The organism is Novipirellula sp., from assembly GCF_041583735.1.
Taxonomy (GTDB): domain Bacteria; phylum Planctomycetota; class Planctomycetia; order Pirellulales; family Pirellulaceae; genus Novipirellula.
Window position 1 is genome coordinate 1 of sequence record NZ_JBFHFD010000050.1, and the last position, 24,363, is coordinate 24,363.

Below are 24,363 nucleotides of genomic sequence, written 5' to 3' on the forward strand. Positions count from 1 at the left end.
CGCCGTATCAACTTGGGATTGCGACCAACGCCAAAACACGGGGAACGTCTCCCGATGCCGCCGGAGTAGGTTTCTCGCAAAGGCTACCGGCTTGTTTAGCTTCGCGGCCAAACCGTGTTCGCTCATCCCGTATTGCGTCGCGAGCATGCACACTTTGTACGCGGACCTTTCGTTCGGGTGGGTTTTCTTCGTTGCCGACGGTGGGACAGCTCCGGCCATCTTGGCGAATTCCAAATAGGGATCACCGGACGCATACGCTTGCCCCAACGCGGGATCCTGCGACAACGCGGCCGCGATTCCTAGTTCCTGTTGCGACCAATCGACGTAGGCAATGGAACGTCCGACGGCCGGCTTTATCAAACCACGCAACCAAACCGACGGACCGAATATGAACTTGTTGTTGCTCGGTTGATTGCGGCCGGATCGACTCGCAAACGGACTCAGCATTGCACGATTACGTCCGTCCGATCCGACGGCCAACTTTTCCAGCTTCATTTCGGACAAAGCATGGCGGAGCTCCCGCAATGGCGAAACTTGTGGATAGCCGCAAAAGTAGGCCCAGAGTTCTACAGTTGTCCACGTCGCAAGCGAGGACAGAAAGATTGGTGCGACACAATGATTTGAAGAACAAGTAGGATCAGCTTCGCGTGCGTCAAAAGAAGTTCGAAGCGAGCATAGTACTGGAAACAGTGGAAGGAGTCGAAAACTCGTCTTTGCAACCTGAAGTCATTAGGCTTGTCGTATCGGGATGCCCGACCGTTCCCTTATAGCGGCAAAGGCCCATGGCGTCTTTCTAAGACGTCAGGAGTCCAGCGTGCGTTATCGAACGAGCACCTGAAAAGTGAGGGATTGTTGAGTCTATTAGAGCGTTGGCAACAGCTTGCATCCTCGCGGCGAATCGCCCGAGTAGCGGACCCGCATGCTAGGTGATGTGGGAGGGGTTCCGGAGCAATCCGAACCCCCATCCCGATTCCGATGGTTATTCGCCGTCTTAGGGATCCGATGTTTCGTTGCTTTTTACCCAGTCTTGATCGTTGTCTGACAGGGAAGTTAACGGTATCGAAACAACCTCACCGTCCATCTTCTTCAGACCAACCTTGTCGTTCTTGACGCCCAGGAACACTGCTTTAATGCTGAACTTACCGCTTTTATCAACGAACGTTCGGAGAGCGGGCTCCGGAATTTCGTTGGCAGGTTCCTTATCGCGAGGCGGAGGTTCGACCAATTGCGTTATTGTTGGGTTTCCAGTGCTGATCGCCCAGCGATCGAAAACGACCTTCATGCGTTCCAGTGTTGATGAACCAAACGCAACATCTTTGCGATAGGTTTGACCGGTATAGCGTATTGTTCCTGTATCTCGGCGTGAGATGATGTTCCGAATTGTTGCAATCTGGCCTTCGTCAAGCACAAAACTTTCGCGTTCGTACAGGCGGTGACGCCCGCTGACAACGTCGTTGTCTCTTGTTGGCGAAGTGAACGAGAAGTCCAGTCTTTCGTCGTCGGTTACCAGATTCACACCACTGACAAACAACCAGTCATCGCTGGAATAGTTGAAGGTTAAACGTAATACGGCTGGTTTGTCCCGTATCTGAACCGCTTGAAGTGCAACATATGAGTTGAGCCAGCGACTCGGTTCGTCCTTGTGCGACACGATTGTGGTCTTCTCCACTTCGTCGCGATCGGTGTCCGTGGCAAGAATACAGAAGGTTAAGTATGAGGTGGTTGAGAGATCGACCTGATTTGCTCGCCAAAAAACACGTGTCCCACGTTGCCCCGAACGCTGAATACGGCACTTAACTTTGGAAGGGGGGGTTACCTGTGCAAATTCGGTTGCGGCTTCCTCAAACGTTGCAACGTGCGTACCGTTGACGTTGTTTATCACGTCAAACGGTTTAAGTCCGCTCAATTCGGCGGCAGAGCCAGAAAGAACGTTCGTCACGATTACCCCGTCTCTCGAACGCAGCGAACGCATCGCTTTGACAGTTTCAGCCAAATCTTCGTCGTTTAAGGCGATCGTCTTCAGGTCGTCAACCGAAATTCCAGAGAACCCACAGAAGCCCAATGTTGCGTAGAGTGCATCTGGATCTGGTGGCGCAATCTCGTGTAGTTGGTGCTGGCCATGCACAGTAGAAATACTGAGAAGCATGCAAAGTAGCGTTGGCAATAGTGTCTTGGAGTTGTCCATCGTGTGGAAAAAGTGGAGCTATGTTGAGGGGGATGAATTTGAGATCATGCGCAATTCAGTCGGATAACGGTAAGCGTAACCGAGATCCGGCGGTTGACGTTGTGATGGCCTAGTTTAGGTCGGCCGGATCGTCGGGCGAGTAGAACGGAGTCTCTCGGATGTTAGGATACGCTTTGTGTTCACGGTTTGCCACAGATTTCTCCTTGTGGTGTCACAATATTTGATCCTTGTCCAATTGATCACCGAACCCTCTCAGAACCGGACTGGCGCCGTTAACGCATCCGGCTCCCAGCCGACACCTCTCACTTGGCATCACTTCGCACTCCCCATCGCGATCAAGTCTGTTATCTGTCCCAGGTTCGGCAACGGGTGTCCATTTGGCATCTCTGGACGGCCTTTGGCGTAGCCAAGGACGCGATAGAGCCCCGCGAAATGCCAACGCGAGGGGGAGAGGCTGATGAGGCCAACAACTTGATCGCACTGGATGTTCAGTTGGTTCTGTCTTTCCTGCCACTGCTGAAACGTGCCGTCAAAAAAAGCCTCAAGTGGTGAATGGGGCGACTTTCCGGTTGCACAGTCTATTTTGTATTGAGCCAGATCGACACCGGAGAGTTTGATGAGGCTAGGAAGGTTCAGCATGGAATGTATCGAGAGTGATTTTTGGTCGGACAACGAAGTGCGATCTATCCTGCCCTTTCAAATAGACGAATGGATCATTCGCCTCGACCGCTTTGGAGCTTGGATATCTCATGCGAATCTCGGGTGTTTTCTTGGCTAGTTGTAGGCTATTCGAAGTGCCAGGTGCAGGCTATTAGCGCAAATAGAGTGTTTGCGTGCTCGCATAAAGCAAACTGACAAACGGTCGTTACATGCAAGAGCACCTGTGGACGGTTGTATATGTAGCCAATCGAGAATCAAAGCGTGCTCTGGCAAGTTATGGCAGTGCCCTAGATGCTAACCGTGACCGAGTTCACCAAGAACCGCGGCAAAAGATGTCATGCCAATACCCATCCTCCGTAGAACCTCAGGTTTTTCAAACTATTTTTGGATTACCCTTCGCCTTCAGCCCGCAAAAGGCAAGCCTTTGTGGTCCCTTAAGGAAATGACGACCATTGAGTGTCGCCCGGGCAAGCGTCGGAGCGTCGCCATGCGTGACCCCGGTCAACGTCTTTGCAGTTAGTTGAATATGTACGCGTCGTTCAATCTCCATCTTCATGCCAAAAACACTTCCGAGCGATCTCAAGAACCTGAGCTTGACATTTTTCTTCATTCGACACAAAGAGTTGCAACAGTTTCTGGACGTTACTTTTTACTTCCTTTGGTTGCAGGTGCATTCATCGCAGCATTCGATCGGAAATATCCGAAAAAGACTCGTTTTCACCGGGTTATAGCATCGTTTCTTTTGGGAGTGATTGGGGTGATAGCCTAAATAAGTTAATCCCGTCCAGATTTGAGGCCTCTCGACGGCATCAGAAAAACGCTGTGATTCACAGTGTTTTCGTGCGTTGATGGCGACCGGGGTCGCATGTCGGCGAACTTCTCATTTTGCCTGATGTGACAGAAATGCCCCGATTTTGGCTGATAATTTGAGGATTTGCTGCTTCCGTTTTGAACCAGCGGTATCAAACATGGTCGATGGGGGGATTTGGGAGTGGCGACCGCACTGCGATTCACCGAGGTCCCCGCGACGTCGATGGATCGGTATCTCGAAAGAACCAGGTGTACACTTCTGTCGAGCGATATAGGGTTGAGAAATGCGGACAAAAAAGGGAGGGGGCGAAGTTCTTGTCGCTGGATTACCTGTTGTATCACCAAATTGGTGACACAGACCATCGAGCTGAAGACTTTCTCTCGCAGTTCCTGCTTCAAGCGAGGCGGCGAGCAACACAATAGTTGCAATACCTTCAACCAATCTTGTCAGCCCGTATTCCCTGCCGTTGTGGCTTGACAGCATACAGGGTGTCTTGCAATTCGATGCGTATGTGAGGGTACTACAACGTGAAGTAACAGAATAGCAGTGCTGGAGGAATCGCCATATCTTTCGTATATGGCTAATCTATACAGTTATAGTGACACAATGCCGCACCGGGGCGATGACGATATGTTCACCGACTTTGGCAAATTCGTGTAACGTGCTGTCGCATGCAGCCTCCGCCGACTATGCTTGGTAGCAGACTATGCCGCCCGTTGCATCAAATCGAAGTATCGAAGCTGTTCTACAACGTCGCTTTCAAACAATAGAGGTTTTTGGATTCACGTTCGTAATGCAAACTTGCGGCCGAAGCTATTACCCGATCACAAGACCGACACACCCACCTTTGATCCAAAATGAGACCACTCTTCGTTACTGTCTTTGTTGGGTTTACCGCTATTGTCGCTATCGGTGTACCTGAAATACTTCAGCAGAGTTTTGCACATGCTCAAGTGCCTGCCGGGGGAAGACTTTTAAAACGGCAATTGCTAGTTGTTCACCGTAATTGTGATGTTATTCCGCCCGCGGATATGCCCAATCGCGGGAGCAGCACTTTAGTTGCCAACACAGTCGTATCAGGAATTCGTGAGGAAACCTTCGGGCAGCCGAAGCGAAACTATTGGCTGGTTGGCTCCGTTGAAAATTCCTCGACCATTGGATGGGTTTCGGCGGGTGCCGTAACAACACTTGATTCACGCGCCAAGGAATTGCAGGCAAGAGCGATATACCAAAGTCGTTTACAACCGTCGGATTCAGAGAGCTTAACCAATGTGCCGACGATTATTGCAATTCAAAATAATCCCACTATTAACAAAGCCTGGGCAGAGATCCAATCGGCAATTGCGGATAACGATGCGTTGCCTGAAAGTGACCGGCTACCCGATCCCTATTTGGCTCGCGCCGAAATCTGGGCATCGGTTGGGAATGACTCGTCTGCACTTCAAGATTATCTAACTGCGATCGATTTGATTCGCGATAGTGACCGTGATTTGCAATCGTATTCTCGTTATCTCGACACGCTGTATAGTGTTGCACGTCGACTACAGTCTGCACCGGTTCCAGCTTCTGGGAGTGAACCGGATCTCTATACAGCTGCCCGACATCATTACGGCTTCGGCTGTACCAAGTTCTTCGCAGGAGATTACTTTGGCGCATTAAACGACTTTGACAATGCGGTACAACTTGCGCCCACAAAGCCTCGCTATTGGTACTTCCGATCGCTCTCACGGCGAGCGACCGGCGACCTGCAACGGGCTCAGCATGATGCGTTGATTGGAGCTTACTTCGAGCGTCAACTGAACGATATCGATCGTCGTTCCCTGAGCGGTTCACTTTTCAAGATACAAGGCGAGTCAAGGCTTTGGCTGGAGGCCTATCGTCTTGGGTCTGTCAACAGCAGCACGGTAAACACTTCTGACATTCGTTTCGGCAGATAGGAAACATCCTGATGACTCGCAATTCAAGGGTAAATAAAACGCCGTTCAATCATCCATCGCGACGGCGATTGATTCTGATTTGCTGTTTCGCCATAGCGATTAACCATGCCGTCTCGGTTTCGGAGTTAGTTGCACTTTCGGCCGAACCGTTGGCTGGATCCGTGACGACAATTGCCAATGTGGTGAAGAAGACAAAGGTCGCCGCTGCGACGGATCCAAACATTCAAAATCAAGTGGAGACCGCGACGGGTAGATTGTTATTGGCGGAGATGGCTACTCGGGATACTGAACGGCTTGGCCTTTGGACCTTGGCGGTCGATCAGTTTGAGTCGGGTATGGCAGAACTTGCTGAGATTGAATCGCAAATTGCAAAAGTACCTGACTTGGAGCGGGAGTTGTCGGAGACACCGCGATTGGCAATGCGGCTTGACGCGGTTCGTGTGAGGCAAGAAACGGCAGCGGGCCAACTTCAGCTTGCTCGCGATGCAGAGAAAGCTCGATTGAGCCAACTGCGTCAAATCGCTCGAGCCTATCGCCAGTTACTCGGCAAGATGGCCGAGGCAGATATGCATCTGCGGCTTGGCAATTACCCAAAGGCTCGTCGGGCCAATCTAGATGTCCTTTTGGGGATCGGCGAGATTTACAAGGCTACTCGTGATCGCCAGGACTACTATCTGTTTGACGATGAGCCGAACCTAGACCCCAATTCTGATTTCAAAGTCCTCCAAGCAATATCGCCGCCGTTGAGAATTGACATGATCGCTCATGTCAAAGCAATCCAGGCACTGGCTACTTGTCGAATGGCGATTCAAGACGTGAGTAAGGTCGATGTCGCGTTGCTGGACGAAGCAAATCAGTGGGCTGATGCGGCATTGACGGGCAGTACTTCTCAGATCGCGGAAACTTCGCTGCCGGAGGGTCACTCAGCGGACAACCCTATTGCTTTGTTCGCACTTGGACTTGTTAATGAATCGCGTGGTTTGCTGATAACGCGAGAAAATCAAGCTCAGTTGGCTGCCCATGAGCAGGCAGAGCCGTTTTTTGAGATGGCGGAAAAGCACTACACGTTAGCCTCTGCCAAAATCGCATCACAGTTTCCAAACAGTGAATCCCTGAGTCAACTCGCTGGTGAAGCGAAACAGCGTCAAATCGCATTGAAAAGTAGTGCATCTTCGCTCTCGATTGTGGCAAAACAAACGACAGCCGGGCATCCCGATCTGGCGTGGCAGCCACTATTGGACGCGACGATGCGACATCGTGACGTCGACGCATGGCTCGGACTTTTGGAAACCGGGCGTCGCGCGAAAATCGATTCCAATCAGTTGAATGAGTTCGCTTCGAGTGCAATCGCTGAAGAAATTCTTGTCAATTCGCACGCGCCTACTCAAATCGTGTTGTCGAAATTGACTGCTGATCGAATTTGGAACGAAGTCAAGAAGGTGGGGCTTGCTAATGTTCCTCCAGCTACTCGACAGCGATACACAGCAGAGCTAACGGATCAGGCAAGTCGGCTTCGAGTACTGTTGCCATCTATCGACGATGAGACCCTCAAGGCTGAGGGCAGTGCAGTGCTTGCTCTTGCTCTCGCATACCAAACGTCTTTGTTTCCGAATTCCAAAGAACAGCGAGTACGTTTACAAGAAGCCTACCGCTTGGCTCGCGATTCGATGCTGGTTTTAGAGTCAGCTGTACAGTCGGAACAAGACGAGTATCGCAAAATTTCTAGTCGGGAAGGATTGATCGCCAGCCGTTTAGCGTACGCTCATACGGCTCTGCAAACGCTGCCAGAATACCGCGATGACGCTTTACTAGGCTTTGCCGCTGCGTTTGATGAAATGTCGAAATTGCCATTCCAGAGAGGCGACGTCAGCCTATTGGGCTCGCCACTGTTGACGTCATTGTCGGGACAAACCGGCCAGTCGAGTGCCCGTTTGGCACTGGAAGAACGACGATTTCGCGAGCTGCTTAGTCGGTTTTTGGAGGGGATGTATACACTGAACTACGGTGATCCAGCAATGGCATCGGATCAAATGAAGACCGCTCTCGATGGTGCTAAATTGTCGAACCAAGGCGGCGAAGACTCTAGCGTTCAAGACGCCGCAGCGGCGCTCGGTCGCACTGACGGTTTCGAGGCAGTTTCGACGATCGAAGATTCCGTCCATGCCTTCAAAATTCTTGCCGACGTAAAAGCAGATCGGGGTGAATTAGCCTTGTTGTCATCGATCGGATTCTTGAATCCCAGTTTGAAACTAAAGTCAGTCGATGCGGTTACCGAACCAATTTTGGCTCGCACGATTGATCAAGTGCAATCGCCTTGGGTTGGTTTTGCACTGGCCAGTGCCATCGAAGCTTATATTAATTCACGAGAGAACGATGGCAGTGATCGCCAACAGATGTTGATTCGAAAGGCCGTCGACGCATTCGCGAAAGTAGATGAACAATTGACGGCTAGGCGAATGCAGACTAAGTACCCGCATTTAATCTCTATGGTACAAGAGGCGAAATCTCGACTCGATTCCACGGAGATCTATCGTCAAGATGCAGTCGAGCTTCGCGCTCGTGGCGAGTTGGAATTAGCAAGCGATTTGCTCGCCCGTGGCTTGAAGCGACACCCAAACGATCAAACGCTGTGGCGACTATACCTTGACATGCGACTAGAAGGATTACATCGCCACACATCAGAGTCTGTGTCATATCGACAGTTTCTTGGAGAGGTCCAAAAGGCAAAAGATCGTGATGCGATATCCGAATTTGAAGCGAATTATTTTAGTGCAAGTGCCTATGAAGGGCTGCAACGATTCGAGGATTCGTTAGCTGCATATGAGGTCGCATTGTCCGCAGCGAACAGTCCGCGAGATCGCGTGCGTGCTCTGTCAAAGGTGTCTGAACTGCGAAGTCGTCTTGCTTTTTCAAGTAAGTGATTAGTTAGATTCCAATTTTTCGTAACGGGGAGGGTTTTGAATCATGAATGGTTTTGAGATATTTCGATCGACGCTAGCAGTTGTCATGCTTACCGGTTTTGTGGGATCGCTTTCCGGAGCGGACACAGACCAGTTGATTCGTTCGACATCAGGAAGTGGCAATCTGTATGAAAAACTGATTGTTCAATCGAGTTCGGCGGTCTACGTAAAGGAACCAACGCTAAGTTCCCAGCGAATCCCCGTCCCTGCTTTTAGCGTCTACTATCGACTGCAAACCGGAACCTCAACCAATGAGCAAAACGGCTACTACAAGATCGGTAAACGAAATGGAGAGACGGTTGGATGGATTAAGAAAGAGTTTGTGGCATCGTGGAACACACGATTCGGAATTGAGCCAGCACTGCCGCAGCCTGATCGACACTTCACGGTCTTTCGTGACGCCGATGGGAAGACTCCGCACATTGAATTTGTTGGCAAGGAAGGCCAGATACCGGATGGAGCAAAACGATTTGCTCTTATTGTCGATTCGCCATCAGGTGACGTATCAGATGATGTGTTTCCAGTCATCGTTTTTACTGGTGACATTTCGTCTAGTGGAGCAAAAGAGAAAGAGCAAATGGCTCTGTACAATCTTCAATTCGAAGTTGTTTTCGTTGTTGCCAGTACTTTTAGTATGGAGACAATGATTGAAGCGGTTCGTGAGGTCACGGATCGAGCTGCTAGTCAGCTTCGCCAGATGCCGGAGATCAAGCCGGTCGTTCATTTCGGACTTGTGGAGTACAGAGACTCGCCGCCAAATGGTGATTTCGCAGCCAAAGTTCGCTGCCGTCTAACCGATGGTTATGACCTCTTCACAAGCGAACTTAAAGCAATTCAGTGCTCAAGTCGAGGCGAAGACGATTGGCCTGATGACGTTGTTGCTGGAATTGATGCCGCAATTCGCGAAGTCGGCTGGCGTCCCAATAGTTCGAAGCATGTCATTTTGCTCGGTGATTGTCCCGCCAAGAATGGCTACGATCCAGTGACGAGGGAGAACCTGCAAAGCATCACTCGTAAATCCCTCGAGGAGATATTGGCCGAAGCACGACCTCTTGGTGGTAGCGATAGCGAACGGGCTCAAGCAGCAAAGAACTTTCATGCAGTATGTAATAACCACGAATCACCACTCAATAAATTGCTCAATGGACCTTTTAAAGATTTTGATCCGGAAGCTAAAACTGCAATGACGAAGCTATTTGAAGATGCACAAATTGTGCAGGCAGTTCGAGATAATCCTAATGCGGTTGTAAATGCATTTGCGGAGTCATTTACGAAAGAAGCCGCTGTTTTACTAGTCAATAATATCAGTTACAACGACACCCAAAATCGTTGGCGAGAGATCACTAACCGCCAATTTCGCCAAATTGCATCTAATCAAGATCAGCTTCAGGGCTTCTATGCTTCGATCGACACCTATAGATCCCCAAGCGACAAGGATCGAGCCATTACGGGGCTAGTGGATATTTTAAGCAAAGCGTACCAAGCCTTAGCCGTTGCTCGTGACGGCGGTGCATCCGAAAGTTCAAATGCATTTCAAGGAAATATGGGCGCGGCAATCTACCAAATTGTCGGCACGAAAGGTGATACAAGCGGTGTCAACCAAGTTGAATTGGGGTACGCTGGAACTCGTGATGCGAACGGGCGTCTTGTCGGCACCAAACGCGTGATGGTTTTCAAAGAAGAACTCATGCGTTTATTTAGTATCCTTGATTCGCTGCATACAACGTTTAAAAACAAGGCTAACAAAGCTGACCGGCAAAATGTTGCAGACATATTGGAAGATCTAAAACGTGCAATTGCTTCTCAGGTCGCTGGTCAGGAAATTGATGAAAACGTCAATCTAACCAATGTGATTCAGTTTGATTTCCCCTTGAAAACTCCAGCACTGGAAGTGAGTGCTCAGGAGATTGCGGTAATGACAACACCTGCATTTAACAATTGGCTCGAATCACTGGGCACCGCTCGCGATAGAGCTAAATCGTTGGTGCTTGGTGGGAAGACTGATTGGACGACCATGAACAACGAGGACTCTGATCAATTCACGTTTTTGGCTTTGTCCGAACTACCGTAGGAAGCGTACGAAATGTCACAAGCCGATTCAACGACGCCAATCTTGGCTGTCGACCAGCTTGAACAGCGGTTACACGATCCGGAAAGCGGGGAGAGTTTTGTTGTCACGGTGCCCGAACGACTGGCGATCTTTCCAGGAACGTTTGCCGCGTTGCTCGGACCGAGCGGTTGCGGCAAAACAACGCTGCTGAGTGTGCTCGGACTTCTTCGCCGGCCTTCAGACTCTGGCTCTGTTGGCGAGTTCATAATTTCAGGACGACAGGCGGATGGCTCGCTTGCTACGTATGACTTGAAACAACTTTGGAGCCACAATTGCCAGACGCGAATTGAGCAGCTACGTCGAAGACATATTGGTTTCGCATTGCAAAGCGGCGAACTACTCAGTTCGTTGACGGTTCGCGAGAATATTGCGATTCCACTACGACTCAACGGCTTCAGCCGTCGTGAGACCCATCGTCGCGTTGATGAACTTCTTTCAGCGTTTGGTCTGAATCAATGTACCGGGGAATCGAACGGATCGACGGGTCCGGTCGATGACACAGGTAATCACAGCAGTGATCACAACCGTCTCGCCAACGCCCGAATTAATAAACTATCGGGTGGCGAATATCAGCGAGTCGTCCTGTCACGCGCAATCGCACACCGTCCGCGACTTGTTTTTGTGGACGAGCCGACGTCAGCTTTGAATCGAGAATTGGCGAGGGCGTCTCTGCGACAATTAAAACAATCGCAACTCGAAGGTGAAGATCCCGGTGCCGTCGTGATGATTACGCACGATGAAACGCTGGCAAGTGAGTTCGCAGACATGACCATCCGCATGGCACCTGAGAAAAATCGGGCTGCGGGGCGTGTGGTCGAAATTCTTACGGCACAACCTGTATCGAAATGAAACGACTCACACTCTACAACAGTTTAACCGCATTGGACGTTGTGCGACTGTGGCAGTCGGTCCAGCACCACGTGATCATCGTCGCCGGGATCTGTCTGCCGATCCTCTTGCTGCTGGGGCTTCGGAATGGTCACCTCGCTGACTTGCGAGAAGAGTTGCTAAAGAGTCCTACTGGACGACAGGTCGTGTTTTGGTCTGGCCAGCACGGCGAACTAATGACGATGGATGCTGTTGAGAAATATGAAAAGGAGATTCCGGGTGTCGAGATTGTCATCCCCGAAATTCAGCGTTTGGTTTCTCTCACTTCAGTCAGTGGTGAGACACCTCGAAAAGTTGATCGTGCGACACTGTATTCCACACGTCCCGGCGATCCGATCCTTCGGCAATATGGCGTGGACCCCAAAGGACTTGGTGAGCGAGAAGTTGCATTAATTAGCAGCTTGGCCGAGGAACTTCAAGTCAAGGTTGGTGACAAGGTTGTCGCGACGGTTGAACGTGCTCGAGAGGGAATCGTCGAGACCGCATCCTTGGAATTAATGGTAGGCGAGATTATCGCACGCACCGGAGCCGAGCAAAACAATGTCGGCTACGTAGATGTGAATATGCTCGCCGCGATGGAACAGTATGTGATGGGCTATCAGGTGAAAATGTTTGGCTGGCCTGCGTTCAAGATTTCTGCGCCCGATCGCTATTCAAGTTACTTGATCGTGTGTGAGAAAGGTAGTCTTCTTTCCGATGAGGATATGCGCACACTTCAAGAACGTGGCTTTACACTCGAACAAGTAAATGATGAGCAGACCAGGACGCTGCATGGGGTCTTAAAGCCCGATTCGCTCGAAAGTCTCGAGGTTTATCGTCTGAGCACGCCGACCACGGGGGAGCAGCAAACGCTAGACCTGGCTCCCGGACAACTATCTCGCTTCACCGAAGCAGACGACGTTGTCATTCCGTGGAACGAACCACTCGATGTGAAGCTTTTAGATCGCGAATACCGGCTGGTTGGAATCTCATTGCCTTCGGTTACATGGTTACGGCTTTATCTGCATGATCGTGACGGAGCATTTAATTTTGATGCCGATACCTTTTCAGTCCAGTTTTTTGACGAAGCAGACGTGCCTGGAGTAGTTGAGATTAAATCTGCGAGTGGGGCAAAAATTAAAGTTTCAGCCGAGAGTCGCTCAACCCAGGACGCGACGGAGGTCGCAATCAATACGAGCGATTATCCCGAGTCGCAAGAATCAGCCCCCGTAACAATATCACCTGAATTCGATGTTAGTCCTGAAGAGAAAGCACTAGACAAGGTTGAAACGGCACCATCGGAAACGTCAGCTTCTCAACAAGGCCTTAGAGACTCGCAACCTCATGTTGTCAGTACCAATGAATTACCGCAGAGCGACATTATTGAAACAGAGGAAGTTAAATCCAAGTCAACTACTAACGCGATGAAGACGGCGATTGTGCCGATGGATTTGTTGTCCTTGTTGAATGCGGACAAAGCCGGAACGGTTGAATATGACCCTGCTAGCCGACTTTTCGTTCCCAACGCGGAAGAGACACTATTCAACAAAGCGAGGCTGTACGCCGACACGATTGACAAGGTACCAGCGGTGTCAGAGGTTTTGCGAGAACGTGGCTTCGCAATTATGTCCGAAGTGACACGCATTCGTGAGATTCAACAGCAGGATAAATCTTTGCGACTACTCGTTCTGATTGTCGGCATCGGCGTATTCTCCTTTGGCGTGATAACTGTCTTCAGTGTTTTGTTGGATTCCACTGAGCGAAAACGGGGGACGATCGGAATCTTGCGAGTTATGGGGGTATCGCGATTCGGTGTGTTTTACATGATTTTCCTGCGCGCTGCGATCATCGGCGTCTTGGCGGCAGTTGTGACGATCTCGTTCGGTGCATTAGCAGCGATCTTTTTTAATTGGCAACCATCGACCGCATCTGCATTGGCTCAGGTCAAGCCTGTCATTCATGTGATTATCGGACCTAAAGATATTGCATTGGTCGTAATCGGTGCACTCACCTGCTGCACGGTTGGCGCAATCATCCCGGCGAATAAGGCAAGTAGGATGGACCCGTTCGATGCAATTGTTGAGGGGCGGTTCCGATGACTCACAGCAGATGTTGGTTGTGGATGGTTTTCCTATTGGGGGAACTGCTGTTTTGCCAAACAGAGCACGTGTGTGCGCAAGAGGAATCGACTCGCAGCGAAATGCCGTCCAACAGGTCCGACCCCGATCCAGATAAACCGGCAGTGGTTCATCCTGTAGACGCTACGACGCGTAACGAAATTGCAGAAAAGGTAGAGGTCGAAATCCCCACCGTCATTCCATCGGTGGAAAATCCCGATTCACTTGAAAGCGTTGAGCCGACTGCGGGTAACAAGTCGCTGTTACAAAAAGCCATTGCAAAAGAAATCACTGGTGAGTACTACGAAGCGGGCAAGCTCTATTCTGCGGCGATACGTGAGAATCTACGTTTGGCCGACGCCTATCTGGGGAGAGGGCGTGTGCTTGTAAAACTCGGACGTTACGACGAAGGCATCTTAGATTACAAGCGGGCTGTAAAGTTGGAGTCCATCAGAAACGGAGACCTGATTTACGTCGATCCAAAGTCGAAGGTTGAGTTTCGGTTTGTGTTAGTCTTACCTGGTGAATATTCCGTCGGCTATTCTGAGAAACAACGAATTGAAGTTGCGAAAGCGTCGGACCAGCTCTTGTTTGGACACAACGCAAGCCCTGCTCAAAAAGTTCAAGTCACAACGGGCTTTTTTGTTCTCGATCGTGAGATCACGGTTGGCCAATACGAGGCAATTGTTGAATCAACTGCTTCTGCAACTTTAAATGAGCGGGAGCCACCAACGATGTCAGCATTGGATGACCATACCGAATCAAGTATTGCGGAAGAGTCAATGCCGCAGAGCTCAGACACTTCGGTAGCTAAAGCCAATGTGTCTTGGACAGAAGCAACCGCATTTTGCGTGGCGTTTCAGCGTCGTATAGGGTTAGAGGTGCGTTTGCCCACCGAAATTGAATGGGAGTGTGCCGCACGTGGACAGACGGAACGCATTTACCCTTGGGGCGTAGCAGTGTCCGATTCAGAGGGAATTGATACTTTGCAACCGTCTGTAGACGTGACCCCAAGCGGCATTCACGGATTAGCCGGTGGATTAAGTGAATGGTGTATGGACAGCTATGAAAACCGGTTGTTTGACGGTTCTTGCACTGTTGTGAAATACACCCCGTCCTTGAAACGATTTGAAACGCCAAAGAGACAATCGGTCTCACCACTTGTCGCCAATATACTCAGCAGACTTCCACAAAAGGATATGGCTGCATCGGTCGAAATGTCACACAAGAGTGTTCGTGGTGGATCGGACCAAGACACTCGATTCAATCAGCAGTTCCCCGTGCGACGCTCTCGCGTCGCGAGTCAGCAGAGTCCCAATGTCGGATTTCGCCCTGTTTTACTATTGAGCTTTGCACGATGAAGTTTCTCCTCAAGTTTGCCTTACTATGTATCCTTATTTCGTTTTTGGCAGTGCAAGACAGCCTCGCGGCAGAACCGCGTGCTGGTGAGGAAGTAATTGTTAATGTCCGTGGAGTTGATGGTGTCTTGGAAGTGAGATTTCACTATTGCCCTGAAGGCGAGCTCCTGCGAGGAAAGCCGAAACCATTAGCCGCTCCTTCAGGGAACGCCATGATGGATAAAATAACGCGAGGTGCTGCTTTGGCGACATTGAGCGGCTATTATATAGGTGAAACAGAGGTATCGCAGAAACAGTACAAGGCGGTAATGGGAGCGTCAGCATTGGAAACGGTTCTCGACCGAATGCTTGCTGGGGACTCCGGGGGGAAAGGCGATGCATTTCCAATTAGAGGTGTCACCGTATTCGAAGCTGCAGCATTCTGTGAAGCACTCAACGAAATTGATCAAAGTTCAAAATCCTCCACCGGATCGATTGAGGATCGCCGCTTTCGTCTTCCAACCCGCGATGAGTGGCAATATGCGTGCCGAACAATTGGCAACGTCGAAAAGACAGAGGAACGACCACACTTCGGTACTTGGCCGAAAATAGACGACATCCCTGGTGATGTCCGTTCCGACTGTGAAGACGTTTGGAAAAAGAATTTCGCCGATAGAGGAAATTTTGTTGGAACCCAAGATCAAGTTTTCGATGTTGCCGCCAAACACGAGAACCCCCGACGCGCAGTAGAGATATTGTCGGCCTTCATGAAACTCGCATTGGGAAACGAGCGAGATTTTGCAACGACCGCAACAGAGCCTCAACCGGTGGGAAGCGGAACACGGAACGATTGGGGGTTGTTCAACATGCACGGCAATGTCTTCGAATGGGTGCTCGCTGAAAAAGACGGTGCACGCCTATCGAAGATTCAGAAGATGTTAGCCGAGCAAAATGAAGTGGAATTGAATGCCGACAAAGGCCAGGTCTTCTTTTTGGCCGGCGGCGGATACAATTACTCGCTGGGTCAAAACGTCTCTGACTGGATCACCTTTTCAAGCTGGGGCGGACACCCAATGAAAGATGGTGAACCGAGTGGGTACACCTTTAGCGAATTAGAAAGCCAAAACGTGGTCGAAGACGCACCACCGGGGTTTCGCGTAGTATTGGAAAGAATTCTCGCCAAAGACTGGATCTTAATTGTTCGCCTCAACTCAGTGCTTGGCGAAACAAATGCGATGGAACGAACGACACAGAGCTTAAATGCCAATCGTCTTGCGGTAGCTGAGTTATCGACCGGCCGCGAACGTTCGCTTGCCGAAGCTCGCATTGATTACTACGAAGCGATGGCAGCATACAGGTCAGGCGACAAGCAGAAATGCGTCAAGTTGCTTGAAAAGTCCAAAGACCCGTTATCAGGTGAAGACCCATACTTCGACCAACTGCTGAAACTGTTGGTTGAGGAGGTTCAGTAACCGCTATTGTCGAGGGCGGATCCCAGATCGCAAATTAATTTTGCTCGACGTCAAAGCGTCGCTTCATGATGCCGTCAACTAATGCTTCACGGAGTTCACTGCGTGTACGCTCGTCTGTTTGCAGCCATCGATCCGCATCGGCAATCCTGGCCCTTTGTTCTTCTAGCAAATCCTCTTTTGGAACCGAGGGATAGATGCAGGCCAACACGCTAAGAATCGCGATCGTGGAAAGTGGTGGATTCTTAGTTCTGCCCTTTTGGATTCGACCGATCGTCGAAACGTCACAACCGCAGTACATCGCTAGTTGCGAGTGGTTGGGCAAACGAGTCCGCCCCGGCGAGTATCGAGCGCCACGAGACCTGCATCGGGTCAAGAAATCGATTATCCGCTCATTGATCAACATTCGGCTTTCCAATTCTCGACGAAGTCTTCCTTGCTCGATAAGATTCGCCCAAAATTCTTGATCGGTAATTGTTTGCATTCTTGCACTCTGTTTGCATGTGAGGGATCTGCGTTGCACAGAGAGCAGCGTAAGGGATCGATGCATTTACTCCAAAACGTGTTCTGGTAGGAAATGCCAAAGCCCAGGATTGAAGCTGGGATAGAGGGTTATCTCGCATCGTTCCGCTCGAGATGCGTCCAGTGTGACAAGGACGGTTTGAACGCTGGCAGATTAGGGTTAAATATTCAGCGATCTCCTTTTCATCAAACACCAAATCGCTCGAACGAAAAGCCCCCCAAGGTTCAACGCTTCCGCCCCATTTAGATTTGACGGCCGAACTGTGTTTCCTCTCTTTGCCGCGACGGTCGACACAATGCCGGCAGGATGCGGCTCACCAAACGACCACCGATGTCGGCCACTGGTGCAGCGAAACAATCCGTCGAAAATCACATTGGTGGCGAGGGCAGAGATGGATCCGTGTCACATCTCAGAGCTTTCGGCTAATCCACCTACGTGCAGAATTAACCCCCGTAACTCACATCGGTGTGGCGAAGCCCGAAGTCAAACAGCTGGATTGATCGCCCCACGAGAACTAACGCGACACGCAGCTTCGGTGCATTCCCTTATCTTTGCTCGAACTATCCAGCGTTGTAAATCCGTTTATCGCGCCCCACATCGCGTCTAACGCGATTTCCAGCCAAGACGGCATTACCCCGGAACACTGTATTCCACACGTCACAGTACGTCCCCGGCGGCCGCGTTCGATGATTGGCCGTGCTCGGCTTCCCAATGCCGGATTACATCCAGCAACTCGGATGGAATCGGACGCAATGCAACCGCCGATGCAACCGCCGAAACGTCCCCTTGCGGTTTCGCCCCGCAATTCACGTCGTTGGCGTCCTTCAACCGAATCCACCCCCGCCCCATTTTCGTTTGTCCTTTCTTCCTTCGCTGAGCCAGAAGGATGGAGACAGCACGTTCATTGCGACCGAAAAATGGTCAGCGTCAAACCGACAGCATCAAAATTTTCCTGTCACCCATCTTCCTGTAATCTCCTGAACGCGAGATAACGCGGTATCCAACAAAGTGCGTTAGGTGCATCTGACTGCACCAAGAGCTAAGGTTCTTTATCATCGACTGACATTGCGTCAACGATCCTGTCGCATCCCCGCCACGATGCAGACCTTGCGTAAGCACCATCATATGCGGCCGTCAACTACTGGACGCTGGGGATTAGGGCGATGAAATGGGCGAAGACGATTCCGCCACCCACTGCTAGAGCTGCGAAACGACGAAAAGGCGACAGGGACGAACGCCAAACCGCGACCAACAACATGACAGGACAAATGAACATTCCGATTAGCCCGATCAATAGTGCAAGTTCCAGGAACGGTTCCCAGCGTTCAGACCAGATCACCGATCTTGTATCGTGAGTCATCGCCATTCCGGTCATTGCTACGATCGCTAGATGGGAATAAATCGCGATGCGTACGGCACGAGTGCCATCACGCGATGGGCGGTGCTCTGCTTCGACGGGGCTCGAGTCGGGCGATTGGTACGGATTGAAACTCATTCGAGCATAGGCCGCACAAGGTCGTGATGTACGACTCGGCGTCGTACTTAAAGGTTGCGAGGCTCCACGCTTGAGACTCGCTTATTCGGCTTCCGATTCTAGTCGATATTTTAGGACGAGGTGCAGTGGGTTGCTGCAATGTTCGGTTGTGTAAAAATCGGCTTCGCGAAACATCGCTTCATCGACCAATCAAATAAAGGTGGATTTACAGGAAGATGAGGGACAGAAAAATGATCAGCCCCCAAATGCAGCATCATCATTTTCCTGTCACCGATTTTCCTGTATTCCTCTGAATGCAGCACTTCATCCGGGGCACTGTGATGCATCGAGCTGCACTCTCCGCCAGCGTTTGGCAATGTCAAACGACGTCGCTTTAACGATCCAGCCTCCTCCCGCCACAAAGCGGCTCGCGTTGGACATTGCGTTTGGGATTAGGCTCGTCCCTCGCTGCCGCCAAACCTGAAGAACTTGTGTGACCGTGAACTACGTTTGATCTTCCAAGTCTTCTACGCGTGCAAGCGATACATGGCTATGGACGCCAGTTGAACGGGCGGATTCTGATCCGCATTTCTCACAAAAGAACTTGGCATCGTCGATCGTGCCCTTGGTGAGGTGACAATCACATGACGGACACACCAATCGGGCCGCGTAGAGTGAATGCGGAATCAGCAAGCCAGCTGATTTGGCGAGCACTTCGTTGATAAGCAAAACGGTGTGCTGCAAAACAGGAGAGTCAGCTACTGAGCGTTGGTTTACTTTAAGCCATCTCGGAAAAGTAAGCCGGTCGAGATCGGGGGCGAAGCGTGATGGGTTTGAGCGTCGACGGGTAACGCTGCGGATTCGTATTCGTCTGTCCCCGCAGACGGTTACATCCGATGCGGCGGTGCGAGTGGTGCGATGATCGCTGTTGGTGCACGCGTGGTTTCAATGAATGACTGCCGATCACGCGATTTGCTGCAAGTGAATAATCGCAGTCGGCTTGGAAAGCCGAGCGACTATGAGGTGCGCAGATCTTGTTGCGATAGCGGCCCCTCGCAAGTCATGTTTGCTGCTGCCGTCGCTATCGTGACTTGGGATTGAGGCAGGGGAACGTTTCTGCGGGCTCACGCCCGCAGCTAGGTGCTTTCAGTCGCTATCGCGACTGAAAGGGTGGACGGCAGAGCGGCAGAGGGACACAGCATGTTTCTCACCAACAATCCGTCTGACTGGCTCTTGTTCTACCCATCAAAACGGGATGTTTCTGTTGATCCATGTCGGAAATGAAGGCTGATCTCCGCGTCGCAGTTGATTAACCCCGTGTCGCAATAAATTATTGAATCGTGGTTGCCTTAATGGAATGATGAGCTTGGTATTCCGACGCGTGGGTGGTTCGATTCGCCGGTGATCCAGCACCATGATCTTTTAAAAAACGTGAATTTCCTGCATTTTTGTAGTTAAGAAATTCCCCCTGCTCGTCATCGATTAAGTGCGGCGTTGGAATGTAATTTCCAGGATGTCAGATCGGCGTCCCGTTCGCACTTGAATCCCATTTTCCTGCATCTTTTCGACCACTCGACCGTTTTCTCTGAACAATTCGGTTTGTCTGCTGCATCCGTTAGATGGAGTGGGATAGCCAACGATTCAGGCTGCGTTAGTCGCTTTCTTTTCTCTTTTCTGGTGAATGACATGAAAAAGTCACAACATTCTGGCTTCACATTGGTGGAGCTTCTCGTTGTCATCGCAATTATTGGCGTCCTCGTCGGGCTATTGTTGCCAGCCGTGCAGGCGGCCCGCGAAGCTGCGAGGCGAATGAGTTGTAGCAACAATATGAAGCAACTCGGCTTGGCGATGCACAACTACCATTCTGCCTACAAGCAATTGCCGCCTGCCGGAAGCGGCACGGCAAAAGTCACCTCTGCGAGTGCGGTTGTGCCAGGAACCAATGCCAATAACGTGTACTTGAATTGGTTGGTCGGCTTAACACCGTTCTTCGAGCAACAAAGTCTTTGGGAACAGATCTCCAATCCGCTTGACGCCGACGGCGACCCCTCCACCACTAACGATGTTTGGCAGCCGATGGGCCCCAACCCAGAGATGTGGTTATCTCATCATGGTGCGAACAACTACGTCCCCTGGCGTACCAACATTGCGGCACTGCGTTGCCCCAGCGATCCTGGCGACGGGCTTCCGTCGCAGGGAAGAACCAATTACGCCTACTGCTACGGCGATAGCCCGCACCAGTCACACGAGGGCGCCAAGAACGCAGCCGGTGTTCCTCGAGCGTCTCAGGCTGTGCGGGCTGCTCAGCGTGGGATGTTCGTGATGCGACAAACGACGAGGTTCCGTGACGTTTTGGATGGTCTGTCCAACACCATTGCTGGCGGCGAGATCGCGACCGACTTAGGAGACCGCGACAAACGAACCGAGTTTGGTTACGAATCAACGAATATCGATGGCAGACGGCTCACGGATCGTGTCCCGTCTAACTTGTGTCCCAATACGGATCCCGAGCGTCCCCAATTTTGGCATACGTCTCAGCAAACCGAAGGAAACGCGGAACGCCGACGTGGGTATAAATGGGCTTGGGCGGCTCCCGCTTATTCTGGAATGACGACGATCTGGCCTCCGAACGAACGGATGTGTCTGGGGTCTTCCAATTCACGAGCTGCAGCCATCGCGCCGCCCAGCAGTCGCCATCAAGGTGGTGTCCACGTGCTGATGGGCGACGGGGCAGTCAAATTCATTACTGACTCGATCGAAGCTGGAAATCAAGAAGCACCCAGGGTGGCAACGCTTGGGTCCGCTACGCCACCGGGGTCGGAGAGCCCCTATGGTTTGTGGGGCGCTTTGGGCACTCGAGCGGCCAAAGAGGTCATTGACTCCGAGTTTTAATCCCGCTTCTGCTCCGCGTGAGTCTGTCGTCAATTCATCCATGATCATGGATGCAATGATCATGGACGAAAGAGATCTCAAAAACGCTTACGTGCGTTGATAGGTTACGAAACGGTGTCAGCCATCGGGCGGGCACCGTCATTGCGCCGGTGTGTCTCGCCTTGTGGCAGACGCATCGGGAGACCATTTATTTTACTTTTTGGATCGATATCGTGAAACGAATTATCTCAAAACCGTGTGTGTTTGCTGCTCTCCTGTCCGTGATGTCGGTTGCGGCAATGACTGGTTGTTCAGAACAAAGCAATTCCGTGACGGGTGGCAGCAAGGATGAACTTAATGCATACCTTGAAGAACATCCCGAGCTGGTAGAAGGCGCAAATCAATATGAGAAGCAGTGGGAGGATGGCTATGTGGAACCCGACGCGGAAGAAGAGTGATTCTTAGGCTGTGGCCAACGGCGGTGTTGCTTTTGGCCAAGACCAAACTGGCCAAGCTCTATCAAGATCAGGTTGCATGATGAAGGCTACATTCGCCCCCAAAACGGCTCTTCTGTTTATCGCGTTTAGCACCGCGGCGCTGGTTGGTGTCGCAGGAGCTGCCCCGACAAACAGCCCCAACGTCGTATTCATCCTTGCAGACGATATGGGATACGGCGAGGTGTCTGCGATGAATCCCGATCGGTGCAAGGTGCCTACGCCGGCCATCGATCAATTGGTATCGCAAGGCATGCATTTTACGGACGCGCACTCGTCGTCGTCGGTATGCACGCCAACCCGATACAGCATCCTGACCGGACGCTACAACTGGCGGACCCAACTGCAACGGTTCGTGCTGTATGGATATAGCCCGCCGCTGATCGATCCGCACCGGGTGACCGTAGCGGGTTTCTTGAAGGACCAGGGATACAACACCGCAGCGATCGGCAAATGGCATCTGGGAATGGATCTCCCTACCACCGATGGCAAAGCTCCGGGTAAAGGTCACAGCCCCGAGAACATCGATTGGACGGGCACGATCGAAAATGGTCCAACGGCGCGAGGTTTCGACTACTTTTATGGCATCTCGGCCTCGCTCGACATGCCACCGTTTATTTACATCGAAAATGATCGCTTCGTTGGCCAGGCGACGGCAACCAAGAAATACCAGCGTGAAGGACCGGCGGAGCCGGATTTCGAAGCGGTGGACGTGCTGCCGATGCTGAAACAAAAAGCGGTCCAGTACATCAAGCGGCAAACAGCAGAGCGACCGTATTTTGCGTACATTGCACTGAACTCACCCCACACCCCGATTGTGCCATCGGCTCAGTGGAACGGGAAGAGCGCTGTAGGCCGCTACGGTGATTTTGTCATGCAGACCGACGACGTCGTCGGCGCGATTGTCAATGCGGTCGATCAGTCACCCGGCGCGGAAAATACAATCGTTATTTTCACCACCGACAACGGCTGTTCAAAGATGGCCAAAATCGAACAGCTGAAAGAAAAGGGACACTACGTCAGCGGGCCGCTGCGAGGTTCCAAAGGTGACCTTTGGGAGGGCGGCCATCGAGTGCCGTTTGTTGTTCGCTGGCCCGCCAAAATTGAACCGGCAACGCGATCGGACCAAACGATCGGCCAGTGGGATCTGATGGCCACGTGCGCCGAAATTTTAGCGACCGAGTTGCCGGCGGGCTCCGCTGAAGACAGCGTCAGTTTTTTGCCAGCGCTGCATGGTCAACCGATCCAGACCACTCGAGCGGGAATCATTCACCACGCAATCGACGGCCACTTTGCTTATCGTCAGGGGGATTGGAAACTGTTGCTCGCTCGGGGGTCGGGCGGGTTGACCGCACCGCGTGAGAAAAATGTTTCCGCTGACGCCCTCGAAGCCCAACTGTACGACTTGGCGTCGGATCTCGGCGAGACCAACAATCTCTACTTGAGCGAACCCGATGTTGCCAATCGATTGCTCGGTCTGCTCGAATCCGACGTCCGGCGGGGACGCAGCACCGAGGGGACCGATGCAAAGAACGACGTTATGCACGTTGAACTCTGGAAAAGCAAACCTTAACGCATTGTCCGATTTGCCCGACGTCAGCCATCTTGGGTGACGCGAAAGTAGCGGCGATGCCACGTTCGCAAGCAGCGACCGAGACACAGACTTTCGCCGATCCCACTTATCGACCGCGAAACGGGGCCGCGAAATCAGCAAACCGCTTGTTGACTTATTGAGCCGCGACGCGTCAGCGGCCGGGTCCCACGCATCACCCGGTGTCTTACGCCCAATGCAATCTACCCCTGGCCCTAAGCGAGTGGTTTTTATAGCGGAGCGGCGCGAACACCACCGGCAAAGTCCTCAGACTCGCTTGTGTTCTTGCGCACGTTTGGGGGCTATGGGTTTAAGTGCAGTCTCTTTTCAACCTCCAACACGTTCATTGTTGTTTTGACGACCGCGTCGGGGGTGAGCGACATGCTGTCGATACCTTGCTCGACCAGGAACTCCGCAAACTCGGGGTAGTCGCTTGGGGCTTGGCCACAGATTCCGATTTTGGCTCCGTTGGCCTTCGCCGCCTGGATCACCGACGCGATGGAGCGTTTCACCGCTTCATTGTTTTCGTCGAAAACGTGGGCCACGATCTCAGAGTCACGGTCGACTCCGAGCGTCAACTGCGTTAAATCGTTTGATCCGATCGAAAAGCCATCAAAAATCTCGGCGAACTGATCTGCCAAAATCACGTTGCTGGGAATCTCGCACATCACGTAGATTTCGAGTCCGTCTTGCCCGCGAACCAGTCCGTGCTTCGCCATTTCATCCTGTACTTTGCGACCTTCTTCGACGGTTCGGCAAAACGGAATCATCAGTTTCAGATTGCGTAGCCCCATTTCTTGCCGGACCTTTTGCACGGCTTTGCATTCCAACCCAAAGGCTTCACGAAACGATGGTGAGTAGTAGCGTGATGCACCGCGAAATCCGAGCATCGGATTTTCTTCCTTCGGCTCGTAGGCTGCGCCTCCAATCAAGTTCGCATATTCGTTTGTCTTGAAG

General features: G+C 51.6%; 17 protein-coding genes. 10 read left to right on the forward strand and 7 right to left on the reverse strand.

Annotated features, from left to right (window positions below; translation table 11 throughout):
* From ABX962_RS06430 to ABX962_RS06440, 3 genes are all read right to left on the reverse strand, one after another.
* Window positions 1-495, reverse strand: a 495-nt coding sequence (locus ABX962_RS06430; RefSeq protein ID WP_372717694.1) for a DNA polymerase, incomplete at its 3' end; no start/stop codon positions are given.
* Window positions 496-991: 496 nt separating this feature from the next.
* A complete protein-coding gene (locus ABX962_RS06435) occupies window positions 992-2,185 on the reverse strand; it encodes an SHD1 domain-containing protein (RefSeq protein WP_372717695.1) in 1,194 nt (397 codons plus the stop codon).
* Between the two features lie 312 nt (window positions 2,186-2,497).
* On the reverse strand, window positions 2,498-2,824 hold the full coding sequence (locus tag ABX962_RS06440; protein WP_372717697.1) for a hypothetical protein: 327 nt from the start codon (window positions 2,822-2,824) through the stop codon (window positions 2,498-2,500).
* A 1,689-nt stretch (window positions 2,825-4,513) separates the two neighbouring features.
* Here ABX962_RS06440 and ABX962_RS06445 point away from each other — a divergent pair.
* The 7 genes from ABX962_RS06445 (at window position 4,514) to ABX962_RS06475 (ending at window position 16,456) form a co-directional block, all read left to right on the forward strand.
* On the forward strand, window positions 4,514-5,593 hold the full coding sequence (locus ABX962_RS06445) for a hypothetical protein (protein WP_372717699.1): 1,080 nt from the start codon (window positions 4,514-4,516) through the stop codon (window positions 5,591-5,593).
* An 11-nt stretch (window positions 5,594-5,604) separates the two neighbouring features.
* Entirely contained in the window at window positions 5,605-8,514 is a 2,910-nt protein-coding gene (locus ABX962_RS06450; RefSeq protein WP_372717701.1) for a hypothetical protein, read from the forward strand.
* Window positions 8,515-8,557: 43 nt separating this feature from the next.
* On the forward strand, window positions 8,558-10,624 hold the full coding sequence (locus ABX962_RS06455; protein ID WP_372717703.1) for a hypothetical protein: 2,067 nt from the start codon (window positions 8,558-8,560) through the stop codon (window positions 10,622-10,624).
* 12 nt (window positions 10,625-10,636) lie between these two features.
* A complete protein-coding gene (locus ABX962_RS06460) occupies window positions 10,637-11,512 on the forward strand; it encodes an ABC transporter ATP-binding protein (protein WP_372717705.1) in 876 nt (291 codons plus the stop codon).
* Window positions 11,509-13,629: an ABC transporter permease gene (locus ABX962_RS06465; RefSeq protein ID WP_372717707.1), complete on the forward strand. Its 2,121-nt coding sequence runs from the start codon at window positions 11,509-11,511 to the stop codon at window positions 13,627-13,629. Before ABX962_RS06460 ends, ABX962_RS06465 begins: the two co-directional genes overlap by 4 nt.
* 143 nt (window positions 13,630-13,772) lie before the next feature.
* Window positions 13,773-15,008, forward strand: a complete 1,236-nt coding sequence (locus ABX962_RS06470; RefSeq protein WP_372717709.1) for an SUMF1/EgtB/PvdO family nonheme iron enzyme — start codon at window positions 13,773-13,775, stop codon at window positions 15,006-15,008.
* A complete protein-coding gene (locus tag ABX962_RS06475) occupies window positions 15,005-16,456 on the forward strand; it encodes a formylglycine-generating enzyme family protein (protein WP_372717711.1) in 1,452 nt (483 codons plus the stop codon). The genes ABX962_RS06470 and ABX962_RS06475 overlap by 4 nt, the downstream gene beginning before the upstream one ends.
* A gap of 34 nt (window positions 16,457-16,490) precedes the next feature.
* Here ABX962_RS06475 and ABX962_RS06480 read toward each other — a convergent pair whose 3' ends face one another.
* From ABX962_RS06480 to ABX962_RS06490, 3 genes are all read right to left on the reverse strand, one after another.
* On the reverse strand, window positions 16,491-16,937 hold the full coding sequence (locus ABX962_RS06480) for a hypothetical protein (protein WP_372717713.1): 447 nt from the start codon (window positions 16,935-16,937) through the stop codon (window positions 16,491-16,493).
* A 696-nt stretch (window positions 16,938-17,633) separates the two neighbouring features.
* Window positions 17,634-17,825 carry a hypothetical protein gene (locus ABX962_RS06485; protein WP_372717714.1) on the reverse strand — a complete coding sequence of 64 codons (192 nt, stop codon included), beginning with the start codon at window positions 17,823-17,825 and terminating at the stop codon, window positions 17,634-17,636.
* A 289-nt stretch (window positions 17,826-18,114) separates the two neighbouring features.
* Window positions 18,115-18,471, reverse strand: a complete 357-nt coding sequence (locus ABX962_RS06490; protein WP_372717716.1) for a hypothetical protein — start codon at window positions 18,469-18,471, stop codon at window positions 18,115-18,117.
* Window positions 18,472-20,136: 1,665 nt separating this feature from the next.
* On the opposite strand from ABX962_RS06490, the gene ABX962_RS06495 reads away from it, so the two are divergent.
* From ABX962_RS06495 to ABX962_RS06505, 3 genes are all read left to right on the forward strand, one after another.
* Window positions 20,137-21,342 (forward strand): DUF1559 domain-containing protein, encoded by a 1,206-nt coding sequence (locus tag ABX962_RS06495; protein WP_372717718.1) that lies wholly within the window; start codon window positions 20,137-20,139, stop codon window positions 21,340-21,342.
* A 212-nt stretch (window positions 21,343-21,554) separates the two neighbouring features.
* Window positions 21,555-21,779, forward strand: coding sequence for a hypothetical protein (locus tag ABX962_RS06500; protein ID WP_372717720.1), 225 nt, complete (start codon window positions 21,555-21,557; stop codon window positions 21,777-21,779).
* Window positions 21,780-21,855: 76 nt separating this feature from the next.
* The gene (locus ABX962_RS06505; protein ID WP_372717722.1) at window positions 21,856-23,388 is read left to right on the forward strand and encodes a sulfatase-like hydrolase/transferase; all 1,533 of its coding nucleotides are present in this window, start codon (window positions 21,856-21,858) and stop codon (window positions 23,386-23,388) included.
* Window positions 23,389-23,708: 320 nt separating this feature from the next.
* Here ABX962_RS06505 and ABX962_RS06510 read toward each other — a convergent pair.
* Window positions 23,709-24,363 (reverse strand): putative PEP-binding protein (locus ABX962_RS06510; RefSeq protein ID WP_372717724.1); only part of this gene is annotated, 655 nt, incomplete at its 5' end.